This is a genomic window from Trinickia caryophylli (genome assembly GCF_034424545.1).
Classification (GTDB): domain Bacteria; phylum Pseudomonadota; class Gammaproteobacteria; order Burkholderiales; family Burkholderiaceae; genus Trinickia; species Trinickia caryophylli.
In genome coordinates this window covers 3,738,480-3,752,097 of sequence record NZ_CP139970.1, presented here as the reverse complement: position 1 = coordinate 3,752,097, position 13,618 = coordinate 3,738,480, and the positions used below count along the sequence as shown (strand labels likewise).

Sequence of the window (13,618 nt, the reverse complement as noted above, 5' to 3'; positions counted from 1 at the left end):
GTAGCGGCGGGCAAAGCCGGCCCGTTCATGCCACGACGCGTCGATGCGGCCGCGTTGGCCTCGAGCCGGCTACGGCATCGGTACACATGCACGTGCCCGCTCCACGACGGCGCCCCGGACCGCGATGACGATCGTGCCGACACCACGCTCGCCCTACGGCTTTCGCTCATAGGCCACCGCACCGGCCACCGCACCGACCACTTCATCGGCCACTTCATCGGCCACCCACTGCCGCCGGTTGCCGATGCGCTCGCGGTCACGACGCGCTTCGGGGCGCTCGTATGGCTCGACCCGGTGCCGTTTCTGATCGCTTTCACGGGCATCGATGTCGCTCGGGCCACGAGCGCCGCGGCGCGCGAAGCATTCGTACATCATGCATTGGGCGCATTGCCCGCCGGTATTCACGAGGCACTCGGCGGCCCCGTCGCGCATCGCGAGCCGCCTTGCGCCCCCTCCGACGAATGGCTTACCGCAAGCCTCACGGGCAGCGTGCGCGGCATTCGTGTGGCGATGCGGCTCGCGGCGGACCCGCAGACTTTTCTGGCCATGGTCGACGACGGACCATGGCAGCCCGAAACCGCGGGCACGCCACCGTGGCTCGGCCGGCTGCCCAGTGGCTGTCGCGTGCTTGCAGCCACGATCGCGCTGCCCGTCGCGCAATATCGCGCCCTGCATCGCGGCGCCATCGTCATCGCGCCGGACCCGCGCTTCGACACGGCCGGCAGAGGCCGCATCACGCTTTTCGGCCGTCGGCTCCTGGTGAGCTGGCGCGACGACCACCATTGCTTCGAGGTTCAACACATGTCCGACGACGCTTCGCCCCCTCTTTCCGACCACCGCGCCGAAGCATCCGCCGTCACGTCCGGCGACCTGCCCGTCCATCTCGCGTTCTCGCTCGGCACATTGACTTTGCCGCTCGGCGAAGTCGCCTCCATCGGCCCCGGCACACTGTTGCGGCTGGACAATGGGTTGCCGCCCAGCGTGCGCATCGAGGCGAACGGCGTGCCGCTCGGCTATGGCGAGCTGGTCGATTTCGACGGCCGGCTCGCCGTCGAAATCACGCAATGGCCGGACCGCGACCAACGTGCGGTCCCCGCATGATGCTCGAACACAGTCCGCCAGGCCTCCTCGCGCTGCTGGCGCTGCTTTCGCTGTTGCCGCTCGCCGCCATCGTCACGACCTCCTATCTGAAGATCTCCGTCGTCCTGGTGCTGCTGCGCAACGCCCTCGGCGTGCAGCAGGCACCTTCCACCCTGGCGCTCAATGCGATCGCCCTCGCGGCGACGATGCTCGTCATGGCGCCCACGTTCAATGCCTGCGTCGACGAGGCCCGGCGCTCGGCACCCGCATTCGCCCGCGCGACGGCACCATCGGGAGAGGAGCAGATCGAACGGGCGCTCGCCGTGGCGGAGCCGCTGCGGCAATTCATGTTGCGTCAAAGCCGCGTCGACGAGCGCGAGCGGTTCGCCGATCTCGTGCGGCGCAACGCACCCTCGCACGCGCCCACGCAAACGAGCGAGAACGACTGGAGCGTCGTCGTTCCGTCGTTCGTCGTATCCGAACTGCAAGCGGCATTCGAGATCGGCCTGCTGCTGTTCATCCCGTTCATCGTCATCGATCTGCTCGTCTCCAACGTGCTGTTGACCATGGGTATGCAAATGGTGCCGCCGATGATGATCTCGCTGCCGCTCAAGCTGTTGCTGTTCGTCGCTGCGGACGGATGGGGCAGACTGTTGCAAGCCCTCGTGCTTTCGTATCATGCATGAAACGATGCCCGCTTCGCTCGCCCTCTTTCAGCAGGCGCTCTTCTTCGCGTTCAAGATGTCGCTGCTGCTGGCTCTCGTCGGCGCCTGTGCCGGCGTCGCATTTTCGGTGTTGCTCTCGGCATTCCAGATTCAGGACCCGTCACTGCCGTTCGTCGTCAAGCTCGTTGTCGTAGGTGTCGCACTCGCTGTCTGCGCTCGCCCGATCGCGGCGGAGCTGCTTCGTCTCGTCGACAACGTGTTCGCGCGCACGGCGCTGCTTGCGTCATGAGCGCGGCCGGCGTGCTCCCGCCATCGGCGCTTCCGTTCGTCTTCTCGCTCGCGCTGTGCGCGGCGCGTTGGCTCCCCACCCTGATCGTCGTTCCACTTTTCACGCCGCGCTCGCTGTCCCCCTTGCTGCGCGCCGCCCTCTCGCTCTCGCTCGCGTTGCCGGTAGCTGCCGCGCTGCCGTCCTCTGGCATCGTGCCGCCGCTGGCGCAGGCCGTGGGCCTCGTTGCCAAGGAACTCGGCATCGGCCTGGTGCTCGCGGTCGCGCTGGGCATCCCCTTGTGGGCCGTCGAGGCAGCCGGCGCATGGCTCGACTACCAGCGCGGCGCCAATCCACAAGCGCTCGATCCCGCCGCCTTCGCCGAAGCGTCGATTTTCGGCGCCTTGCTGCAGCAGGCTGCCTGTGTCTATCTGCTCCGCTCCGGCGCGTTTCACGCAGTGCTCGCAATCGTCTATGCCAGTTTCATGCATTGGCCGCCGACGATCTGGCTACCGCCCATGCCGCATGACACAAGCGCGCTCGCCGGAGAACTCGCTGCCCTGCTGGCACGCTATGCGCTCATCCTGGCGTTGCCCGCTCTTCTTGCGCTGCTGCTAGTCGAGACCTGCTTTGCCGTGCTGTCGCGCGCGAGCGCGCGCCTTCCGACTTACGTTGCCGCCTCGCCGTTCAAAAGCGTCGCCCTGCTCGTCACCGCCGCGCTTATGCTTCCTGATTTCCTGCAAGCTGTCGACGATCTCGTCGGCGAACACCTCGTGCGCGCCGCGGATCTCTTTGACATCGAAAAGCGTGGGGAATGAATGAGCGACAAACGGCTCCCTCCCACGGAAAAGCGCCTGCGCGACGCGCGCAGCAAAGGCGACGTGCCGCGCAGCGAACTGCTCGTCGCCTGGATCGTCATGGCCGCCTGCATCGAGGTCGGCTTCGCGGGGGCCGACGTCGCTTGCGATGCGTGGCTGAAGCTGCTTGCGGCCACTATCGACGATATCGCTCGCCCCTTCACGCTCGAGACGGTGTGGCGGCTTGCCGCCGCAGCGGTTCGGTCATTGGCCGGGGCGTTCGCCGCCTTGGGCGCAGTCGCCTGTCTCGGCGTGCTCGCCGGCACCTGGATCTCGGGCGGCCTCCCGTTCGCGTATCGATCGCTCACGCCCTCGATGAACCGTCTCGACCCGCGCAAACGATTCAAGCAGATCTTCTCGGCCCGCAATATGACGACGGTATGCGTCGCACTCGCCGCCGCCGTGATCGTGGCGCTCGCGGGGCTGGCCACTTTTGTCGAGCGCTTGCCCCTCATCGTTGCATTGGCCCGTTGGCATGTATTCGAATCGAGCGCGGGAAGCGTCCTGGAAAGTCTGCACGCTCTGCTCAGAACACTGCTTGCCGCCTTGCTCGTGCCAGCGGTACTGAGCGCGCTGCTGGCTCGGCAACAGCATCGGCGCACGCTGCGCATGTCTCATCGCGACCTGCGCGACGAACTCAAGCATACGACCGGCGACCCGATCGTGCGCGCCCGCCAGCACGCGGTGCGGGCCGAGACGATGGCGCTGCCGCCCGCTTTGGCTCGGCCAGAGCATTGCGCCATCGTCACCAATCCCGAACATCTGGCCGTCATGCTCTACTACGATGGCAGCGAGCGCGCCGCGCCGATCGTGGCCGCTCGCGGGGCCGATGCCAGCGCCGAACGGATGACCCGCGAAGCACAAACGCTCGGCATACCCGTCTTTCGTTTCCGTGCCCTGGCCCGGCGCCTTTTCGAGCAGGAGCAAACCGGCGAGGCGATTCCCGCCGATTGCTATGGCGCCGTGGCCATCGTCTACCGCCTGATCGAGGAAATACAAGCGCTCGGGTCCGCGCCGTCTGCCCCGATGGAGATCGACGACGCGTTCTTCCACGCATGACCCGCCGCCGTCCCGTGGCATTCGTTGCGGCGTGGCGGCCAGGCTTACCCACCCTCGAGTGCAACCGTGCCGAGCGACCGAACGCGCTGCGTGGGCGTCAACTCGGCATATGAGAGGACATAAAGGTCGAAGAGCTCGTTTTGCACCCAAGCTCTCAGGGGGCCGCGCAGATCCTGCGTGGTCAGGATCACGGGCCAAATCGCGCCGGCCACGTGCCGATTAACGAGACAGCGCAACTGATCGAGAATGGCAGCCGCCGTCTCGTGGTCGAGGGCCAGCCGGCATCCGCGTGCGGTCTGCTGCAGCGACGCACGCATCTTCGCCTCGACTTCGCGCTCGAGCACGAACGCATGGAGTATGCCGTCATGGGAAAACTCCTGGCAGATCTGAGCCTGCAAAGCGAGCCGCACGTGCTCGACGACGACCGCCGTATCCTTCTCCTGCGGCGCCCACGCGATCAGCGCTTCGACGATCTGCTTGACGTTGCGCAACGAGACGCGTTCCGCAACGAGCATTCTGAGCACCTCGGCGAAGCGCGGCAAAGATACGGCTTGCGCCAGCTCCTTTGCCGCCGCGGGCATTTCGCGTTGCAGCCAGCCATAGAGCAACTGCGCTTCATGCACACCGACGAACCTCGCGGCGTGCCGATGCAGCAATTGCGCAAAGAGGCGCGAGAAGTACGCCAACGGCTCGATTCCGGCGTTCATACCAGCCTCGCCGCCAGTCCATTGCGCACGCTCGATCCATGACGCTCCTTCGACAAGCGGATAACCTTGCGGCCAGGTCTGCACCGCGGGGCGGTCCGCAAGCACTGCCGCTTCGACGCAAACGCAGTCCCAATGAAACCGCCCCGTCGCCACGACGACCTCGTCGATTGCGATCCGGTAGGCATCGCCCTCGAGCAGTCCGTCGCCTTCCAGTTCGACGCCCGGCACGGTCAGACCATAACGCATGACGATCTCGTTGCGGGCGCGCCGCGCCGCTCGCGCCAGATCGTCGAAACGAGGGCCTTGCTCGGTAGCGGGCGAGACGGCCACGACGATCGGCCGGATCGGCACGATCTGGCGAAGCTCGCGATCGTCGGGAACAGCCGCCGCGGTGGCGCGCGCCGGCGCATCGGCCACGCGCGGCGGCCGCTCGCGGCGCAACCGCGCACCGCCGAGCGCCACCATCGGCACGGCTAGCGCAGCGAAGGCATACCACGGCATGCCGGGCACCGTGCCAAAAAGTGCGGCCACGCAGCCGGCGGCGATCCAGGCCTGCGGTGCCGCGAGCGCCTCCGCAACGATGCGCCGCCCGACCGTGTCCGCTCGCGCCGGTCCCTGCCCATCGCTGCGCGTGATCAGGGTAGCCGCCGCCAGCGCAATCAGCAACGCAGGGATCTGCGCGACGAGCCCGTTGCCGATCGTCAGCACGGCGTAATGCTGCAAGGCGTCCGCCCACGGCATGTCATGCTGCGCGACCCCGAGCGCCACGCCCGCCGCGAGGTTGACCATCACGATCAGCAGGCCAGCGATCGCGTCGCCCTTGACGAACTTCATCGCTCCATCCATCGCGCCGTGCATGCGGCTCTCGCGCGCGAGCTCCGCACGCAGTTGAGGCACGCTTTCGGGACGCGCGAGCCCGGCCCGCAGATCGGCGTCGATGGCCATCTGCCGGCCCGGCATCGAATCGAGCGAAAAGCGCGCCCCCACCTCCGCCACCCGCTCCGCACCCTTGGTCACGACGATGAATTGCACGATCGCGATGATGATGAAGACAATCGAGCCGACAATCACGTTCTCGCCTGCAACGAAGCGCCCGAACGTCTCGACGATCGCACCGGCGTCGGCGCGCATCAGAATCGAACGGCTCGTACTGATCTCGATGCCGAGCCGAAACAGCGTCGCGAAAAGCAGCACCACGGGGAAGCTGGAGAACGCCGATGCGCTCGGCAGGTAAAGCGCCAGCGTGACGAGCAGCAGCGCCATGCAGATATTGACGGCGATCGCGCCGTCGATAACGAAGGTGGGCAACGGCAAGACGATCATCGCGACGATGAGCGCAACGAGAATTGCGGCGACCGCGTCGCCGTGCCGGCCGATCCGCTGCAGCCACGCGAGCGCGCGCTCGCGCGCGACATCGATCGAATCCATTATGCCGCTCACGCCCGAACGAGATAGCCGTCTTCGGCGGCCGCGCTACGCGAGGCCGCCGTCAGCCGAGCGAGAAGGCCCGCCTCGCCTGCCGCATCGTCAGCGCTCACGAGTGCCGCCACGAGTTGCCGCGGATAATGGAAGCCCGCATCCTCGAGGATGAGGTTGGTCAGATAGACGGCGCCCCCGCGGTTCGTGAGGGCCGCTTCGCCCGTCGGCGGCTCGAACGACGTCATCGCCTGCACCATGTCCCACGCCAGCCGGCGCTCGATCTCGAGTTCGGCCAGCCCCTTCTCGCTCAGGTAGCGCACGTTCTCCTGCATCAGATAGATCTTGCGCTCGCCGCCGCCCCCGGCGCCCGGCGCGGCATGGGCACCGGCACTGGCTGGCGGCGTCTGATCGAGCATGAATTTCCAGGGCGGCTGATCGCCCACACGGCCGAGCGTCGGCATATCGTCGAACAAGCGCCGAAAAATAGCGCTTCTGCGATAAAGCCTGCTGAAAAAGTCCGACAGCAATTTTGCATCGGCCGCCGCAACCTCCGTCGGCCGTCCATCGCCCACGAAAAATCCAAAGTTCTTTTTGAATTTCGCTTCGTAAAGGTCCCAGGAAAGAAATACGTCGTCGTCCTCGTCCGCCACAGCATCAACGATTTCCTTGGCGTCTCGTACGGTCTGACGCGAAGCGATTTCCGTGCCTTCGACCACGCCGTCACCCGCTAATCCCGCGCCCGCATCGACGATCGGATCGAGCGCGCGGTTCTCGGCCTGTGCATACGCGGTGGCAACCTGACGATGGCGGTCGATCGTATCGTGCGAGGCCGGATCGTGCACCGGGTCCTGTCGCCGGAACATCACCCGTTCCGCAAAACTGTGGCCGGCCTCGCTCAGAATCTTGTCGGTGAAATAGACGGCGGCGCCGCGGTTCATCATGTCGATGCTTCGCACCGGATCGCGTGCGCCCGTCAGCGCATGAATCATCTCCTGCAGATACAGTTGCTCGCGCGCAACGTTCGCGGTGCCAGAGGCCGTGACGTATGGCATCGCCTCGATGTCGCTATCGGCCGGGATATAGATCCGCTTGTAGTCGAAGTCGGTAAAGGCCTTGGTCGGCGAGCCGAGCGGGCCCGCGTCGCCGATCACCATGTCCCATTTCTTCCATGCGCCTCGCGTACCGTTGCGCAGGCGACTGTCCATCTCGGAAAAGCGGTTGGCCAGCCGACGAAACGTGGCGCTCGTGCGATAGATCTCGCTGTAGAACGCCTTCGCGTCGAACGTCGATGAGCGCGCGCTCGCGGTGCCGAGCGAGAAGCTCTCGTCGAAGAACGCCTCGAAGTCGAGCACGCTCGCATCGCGCGCACGCAGCAGGATCGCCTTGACCTGCTCCACAGTCATCCGCGCTTCGACATCGGATGCGCCCGTGGGTCGCGCGGCGCGGCGCTCCGTATAAAAGCGGCCTGTTGCCGGATCGCGCTCGATGGGCGCTGCGCCGCGCGCGCGCTGCCCGGTGCGCCAGTCGACCTCGTAGAAAGCGCCATTGCGGTTCGAAACGGGGATGATCCGGTCTTCGTCCGCGAGGTGCACGACGTCGTAGTCTCGCCAACGGACTTGCTTTTCCCCGCTCCGAACGCGCCGTGCGACAGGCTTGGCCGCGGCGGGCACGCTGGCGTCGCGCAGCGCGATCGGGGTGGTGCGCGTGAGTGCGTCGACGACGAGCGGATGCGTGGCGATATCGACGCTCGCGCCATCGACGCGCGCCGTGGCGTGACGGAACCTCACGGAGACAGGATGCTCGGCGGCCACCCCGCTTCGCCCGCCCCCTCCACTCATCGACAGATCGAAAAGATCGACGCCCAAAAAAAGAAATCCGAGCGCCGCGCGCGCGGCATCGTGGTGGCGCACGCCCTCTTCGATGTTATAAAGCGGTCCGGCTACGGGCACCGTGCCGATCCAGGTTTCGAAGCCTCTCACCGCACGACGGTGCGTCTCGGTCTCCGTCACGAAATCGGCCGCGATCGCGGCAACCTGCGCCGTGACCGCCTGCGCGTTGGGTACGAGCCCCTTCGCGCGCAGCATCTCCTTGGCACGCGTCACCACCCATGGGTCGTGGAGCAGCGCGGTGTTGAAGCGCCGCTCCGCCTGCTCGAGCGCCTCCCGCGGCACGATCTGCTGGTCCGGCGAAAGCCACATGCGAGAGCCCACCAACCCGGTCCAGTCCGCCCGATCGAGGAATTCGTCGACGATCGAGCCGAATTTGCGCGTCGACACATTCGGGTTGTCGCTCGCCAACACGTATTCGCGTTCGTCGGCCAGTGCGTCCGCATCAATGCCCTGCGCCGCGAGAATCGCGGCCGCCGCGTGGCGTCGATCGAAGCGCGGCGGCTCGCCGAACGCGGCCAGCGCGCGCTCGTTGGCATAGGCGAGCAGCACATTCGTACGGCTTTGCTTATCCGCCGCGATCAACCGCTCGCCGCTCAGCGTGCCTTTTTTGCGGATCTTGCGCGCGAACTCCGCAATGGGCTCGTCGCCATCGGCGGCCTCCGCCAGCGCGTCGAAAAGCGCCTCGATCGCGCGCGTCTTCACCTCGTCGCCCTGCTGGTGCCATTTCACGCCGCGCTGGTCGAAGCGCGACAAGCGGGCCTCGATCCACGAAAGCGCGACAGGGTGGCCGTTCGCCTCCGCGTCGCGCGCCACGTCGGCCACCTGATTCTCGTAGATCAGTATGAGATCGTCGGGGCTCATCAGTTTCACGTCGTTCGTGCGTGCGAGATGGGCGGCAAAGAGCAAGCGCGGGTGATACGGATAGGTGCCGGATTGCTCCCATGCCTGCTCGACGCTTTGAAACGCCGCGAGCAGATCGGCGGACGACACGAGGTTCGGGGGCATCTCCTGGCGTTGATAGCTGTAGACACGCATGAGGGCCGTGGCCAGCGAATGCTCGACCGAGCCGATCGTGAAATTCGCGCTTTCCGCCATCTGCGCGAACTTTTCTTCCAGCAGACGCCGACGCTTGTCGATATCGAGTGCCCGAAATGCGGGGTCGCGCGAGACGCCGTCGAGGGTCAGGAGATCATCGAACGACTTGCCTTTCGCGTGGCGAATGGCGAACCCATCGAAAAACGGTGTCTCCTGCAATGCTTGCCCGGACGGGCCGAGCAACGCGGCAAGCGTGCGCTCCTTCGCGTAGTCCTCGCGCAATGCGTCGACGAAGCTCGAGCGCATCTCGCTGATCGACGCACAGGCCTCGTCACCCGCCTCGTTCGTGAGCGAACCGTCGTTCAGCCGGCGGTGAAGCACCGCCGCCGCGTCGAAAACACCTTCGTCTTCGAGCAGCGCCGGATCCGGCCATATCTGGAAATCGAACGGAACCGCGCGCCGGTTGTGATCCGCCACGGCTTGGAGCAGCTTGCTCGGGCTGGTTGCGTACTCGGCCGCCTTTTCGGGGTCCACCCATTCCCGCAGCGATGCGCCGATTTGAGCGAGCGCCCGCGTGTCCTCGTCGAGCCGCGCGTGCGCAGGCGCATCGGCCGGACAGCCGACGGCCGCCGCGGATGCGTCGACAACCGCCACCGCGCGACGCAGCCGAGCCGCAACGAGTTCGCCTGCCGACAACGCCGCCGCCCTTGCGATGGCACCGTCGGGCGTGCGGCCTCCGCCGGCAAGCGCTTGCATTGTTTTTTGTGCGGCCAACGCGGGAGCGGGCCCGGGTGCCGGTTCGAGCCCCTCCGTCGGCGCCGGCTCTGGCGGCATGCCCCAATCGGAACCAGAATGTCGGGCCACTGAAATCCGCATCGCAACTCCCCTTTATCGTTATGCGCTTCGAGCGTAGTGAAGAGAGGCGACACTTTTGGCGAACCGCGGCGGATCGACGCGCGCGCGCTCGAATCTAGGACCGACTTACTTGCGTCCTGCTTGCAGCCAGAACGCACCTGCGAGGCTCGGCATCACCCGATAGTCGCTTCACCGCGCCACGGTCCCCGTGCAGCGCGATCTCAGAGCGTCGGCGGCGGGATGCGCTGCGCGCTTCGGGCAAGATGCGCCGCGAGCGTCTGTTCGAGCGCGGCGAACACGCGCCGCGCCTCGGGCAACGCGGCGGCGAGCGCCCCCCGATCGCCGAGGCGCAGCGCAGCTTCCGCGCTGTGGAGCGCCGCGAGCGGGCACTCGTCCTGCGCGAAGAACGAAACCGTACCTTTCATTTTGTGAAGCACGTGCGCGGCCTCGGCGAACGCGCCCGCGGCAAGATGCGCGTCGAGCGCCGTACCGTCCCTACGCAACTGATCGAGCGCGCGCGCGATCAGAGACCCGAGCGCCCGGGCGTCGTACAGCGCCGCCAGCTCAGCGAGCGAAAACCGGCAGGCATGATTCGGCTCATCCAGGTTCGGATGCACTGGCCAGCTCCTTCCAGGGGTCCAGGACAGCCGCAAGCTTGCGGCGTGTGATCGGCTTCGACAGGTAATCGTCCATGCCTGCCTCGCGGCAGAGTCGAACGTCATCCGCTGTCGCATTCGCGCTGATGGCCACGATCGTCGTTCGTCGCACCGCTCGCCCACGCGCCGCCTCGCGCGCCTCGCGGGCCCGGATGCGCCGCGCCATCGAGTAGCCGTCCATGCGCGGCATGTGGCAATCGAGCAGGACAAGTTCCGGTTTCCCCTCAGCCCAGCAGGCGTAGCCTTCCATTCCGTCGGCCGCCGTACGCGCCTGGACGCCCATCGTCGCGAGTTGCCGCACGATGATGTCGCGGTTCACTTCGTTGTCCTCGACGACGAGGACGCGCTCATAGGGCATACGCTCGAGCACTTCGCCCCGCTGCAGCCAAGGCGCTGGGGGCGCATCGGGGCCGGCGCCCACACGGCCGGCGAGCGAGCGCGCATCGGCGCCGCGCGACGGCATCGCTTCGGCGAGCGCCTCGATGAAATCGTCGATCGAGCGCACATGCGCTCCGTCTCTGCCTGCACGCGCCACGACGATGGCGCCGGCCGTATCGAGCGATATTGCGACGTCAGCCGTCTCGCCCTCGCCGACGACGCGCTCGATGCCGAGCTTCGCCAACATGGCACGAACCGCGGCCGCCATAGCGCACGGCTCGATGCATACGCGTGCGCGCATCGGCGCGAGCGCCGGCCAGCGCCGTGCCGGCTCGCCCCACACGAGCGGCAACTCGACGCTCACACGCGTACCTGCGCCGCACTCGCTGCGTACGTCGATGGTGCCGCCCATGGCGTCGACGAGCCGCTTGACGATCGACAGCCCGAGTCCTGTCCCGCCGTAGCGGCGCGTCGTCGAACCGTCCTGCTGCGTGAACGGCACGAAAAGCCGCGGCCGGTACGCCTCGGAGATGCCGCAGCCCGTATCGCTGACCACGAGTTGGATCTTGTTGCCGCCGCGCGCCGCGTGACGTCTCAATTCGAGTTGCACCATGCCCGCCTGGGTGAAGCGCACCGCGTTGCTGAGCAGGTTCGTCAAGATCTGGTTGATGCGCGCTTCGTCGCCCACTACCGCGCAATCGAAATGCGGCATGGCGGCAAGCACAATCGGCAGCCGCTTGCGCGCGGCGAGCGGCGCGTGCAGTTCCACCACCGCGGCGGCGAGCCCAGGCAGGTCGAACGGCGCGACTTCGAGCGCGAGCGCCCCCTGCTCCATCTTCAGGTAATCGAGCGTATCGTCGATCACGCGCAGCATGAGCCGCCCGGAGCGTTGCGCGACGTCGAGATAGCGGCGCTGCTGCGGCGTGAGCGTCATCGCGTCGAAGAGATCGAGCACGCCGATGATGCCGTTCATCGGCGTGCGGATTTCGTGGCTCATCATCGCCACGAACGCCGACTTCGCCCGGTCGGCGGCTTCGGCGCGTTCGCGCGACGCCACCGCTTCGAGCCTTGCCGCCTCGGCGGCGCGCCTAGCCGCGCGCGTGCGCCAGTATGTGGACAGCAGTGTGAACAGCACGGCGAACACGATCATGGACGCGCCGAGCGCGAGCCCGATCACGGCCCGCTTTTCGTAGCCGAGCAGCACCGATACGGGCCGGGAGCCGCTCGCGAGCCGCGCAAGCTCGCTCGGGGTATAGGACGCGAGATAGCGATCGAGCATCGCCGCGAGCGGCGCATCGCGGCTGGACGCCGCAAAGCCGATCCGCTCGATGCCCGCTGCCGCCGCGTCGACGTTGAGCCGGCCATCGGCGTAGCGGTCACGCAACTCTTCGGCCATCAAGGCGTTAACGAGCGCCACGTCGGCGTTGCCGGCCAGCACGGCGCGCAAAGCGTCGGCGGCCCGCTCTCGCGGCACGACGGTCAGGCCGTGCTGGTTCGGCGCCGGCTGCAACTGCCGCATGCGCCAGGCGTTCGCGGCCACGCGGGAAGCGTTGCGCGACGCGTCGTCGCCGCGGCTCACGAGCGCCCATGGAAAGCTGTCATACGCGCGCGTCACCGCTAGCCCCGGGGGCGCGGCTGTTCCGACCGGGAACGAGGTCGCCAGATCGATCGTGCCATCGCGCAGTGCCTCGTCGAGCGTATGAGCGTCATCGATCAGAACGGGTTTGAAATCGAGGTGCGCCGCACTCGCGAACCGCTTGAGCAGCGTCGCACCGAGCCCGCGCCATTGGCCGCGGTCGTCGACGAAATCGTAGGGGCGGTTCAGCCGCTCGACGCCAACGCGCACGACACGATGCGCCGCGGCCCAACGCTTTTCCTCGGCCGTGAGCGCGAACGGTTTTGCCTCGGCCGCCGGGCGTGCGCCCGGCAGCGGCTGCCACTGCATCTCGCGGCGGCGCGGCGGCGGCAGCCGCGCGAGCCCCTCCTCGATGATCGATGCCGTTGCGGCATCGGCCGGATTGGCGGCGAAGCAGAACGGAACGGCGAGCGGCAGAGCCACCGCCGCGAGCGAGCCGTAGCCGCCCGCGCCGACGAGCGCGGCATTGGTGTCGTAAAGGCCGATGAAGGCATCGGCGCGGCCGTCGGCCACCATCTCGAGCGCGGCGTGTGCGTCGTCGGCATAGACGCGCACACCCGCGGGCAGCCAATTTTGCGCGACACTGCCGGCGTCGCCGCGCTCCAGCGCGAGACGCCGGCCGGCGAGATCGCCGAGCTCCGCCGGCCGCCAGCCGCCTTTTTTGACGACTGCGCCGGCCTGGGGGGTCGCATAGGGCTCCGACAGCCATACACGCGCATCGCTTTGCGCGCGAAAGCAAGGCAGCGCGACGAGATCGATGCGGCCCGCGGCAAGGGCTGCAAGAGCCGCGTCGAGCGAGGCGAAGCGGCGATGCACGAGCATGATGCCGTGCGGGCCGGCTATCGCATGCAGCACTGTCGGACCGAGGCCCGGATGCGCGCCGTGCCCGAGCGGGTCGTCAGGCAGGCCCGCACCGTCGTCGTAGTCGCCCACGCGCAGCACGTCGGGCCCGGCGCTGCCCCGGCTCGCCCCGGTTGCGCCGTAAGCGGCCTGCGCCGCGCCGAACAGCAGCCCGGCGGCGACGACCGCGACAAGCGCCGCCACCCGCGCGGCGCCGCGCCACCGACCGTGCGCGGCCGAACGCCGGCACCGGGGGACGTGCTGCGGCCCGATCGGA

9 protein-coding genes are annotated in these 13,618 nt (G+C 67.5%); 5 read left to right on the top strand and 4 right to left on the bottom strand.

The window, feature by feature from the left end:
• Window positions 1-27: 27 nt before the first annotated feature.
• The 5 genes from U0034_RS16965 to U0034_RS16945 are packed head-to-tail and all read left to right on the top strand — an operon-like array spanning window position 28 to window position 3,926.
• Entirely contained in the window at window positions 28-1,101 is a 1,074-nt protein-coding gene (locus U0034_RS16965) for a FliM/FliN family flagellar motor switch protein (RefSeq protein ID WP_158243467.1), read from the top strand.
• On the top strand, window positions 1,098-1,766 hold the full coding sequence (gene sctR, locus U0034_RS16960) for a type III secretion system export apparatus subunit SctR (protein WP_386092083.1): 669 nt from the start codon (window positions 1,098-1,100) through the stop codon (window positions 1,764-1,766). Before U0034_RS16965 ends, sctR begins: the two co-directional genes overlap by 4 nt.
• Before the next feature lie 4 nt (window positions 1,767-1,770).
• A complete protein-coding gene (locus tag U0034_RS16955) occupies window positions 1,771-2,034 on the top strand; it encodes a flagellar biosynthetic protein FliQ (protein WP_170257512.1) in 264 nt (87 codons plus the stop codon).
• On the top strand, window positions 2,031-2,828 hold the full coding sequence (locus tag U0034_RS16950) for an EscT/YscT/HrcT family type III secretion system export apparatus protein (protein ID WP_085227000.1): 798 nt from the start codon (window positions 2,031-2,033) through the stop codon (window positions 2,826-2,828). The genes U0034_RS16955 and U0034_RS16950 overlap by 4 nt, the downstream gene beginning before the upstream one ends.
• Complete coding sequence (locus tag U0034_RS16945; protein ID WP_085226998.1) at window positions 2,829-3,926, top strand: EscU/YscU/HrcU family type III secretion system export apparatus switch protein; 1,098 nt, start codon at window positions 2,829-2,831, stop codon at window positions 3,924-3,926.
• Between the two features lie 44 nt (window positions 3,927-3,970).
• Here U0034_RS16945 and U0034_RS16940 read toward each other — a convergent pair whose 3' ends face one another.
• From U0034_RS16940 to U0034_RS16925, 4 genes are all read right to left on the bottom strand, one after another.
• Window positions 3,971-6,061, bottom strand: coding sequence for an FHIPEP family type III secretion protein (locus tag U0034_RS16940; RefSeq protein WP_085226996.1), 2,091 nt, complete (start codon window positions 6,059-6,061; stop codon window positions 3,971-3,973).
• Between the two features lie 8 nt (window positions 6,062-6,069).
• A complete protein-coding gene (locus U0034_RS16935) occupies window positions 6,070-9,732 on the bottom strand; it encodes a hypothetical protein (protein ID WP_139831139.1) in 3,663 nt (1,220 codons plus the stop codon).
• Window positions 9,733-10,052: 320 nt separating this feature from the next.
• Window positions 10,053-10,448 (bottom strand): hypothetical protein, encoded by a 396-nt coding sequence (locus U0034_RS16930; RefSeq protein ID WP_085226992.1) that lies wholly within the window; start codon window positions 10,446-10,448, stop codon window positions 10,053-10,055.
• Window positions 10,429-13,545, bottom strand: a complete 3,117-nt coding sequence (locus U0034_RS16925; RefSeq protein WP_139831138.1) for an ATP-binding protein — start codon at window positions 13,543-13,545, stop codon at window positions 10,429-10,431. Before U0034_RS16925 ends, U0034_RS16930 begins: the two co-directional genes overlap by 20 nt.
• Window positions 13,546-13,618 lie beyond the last annotated feature (73 nt).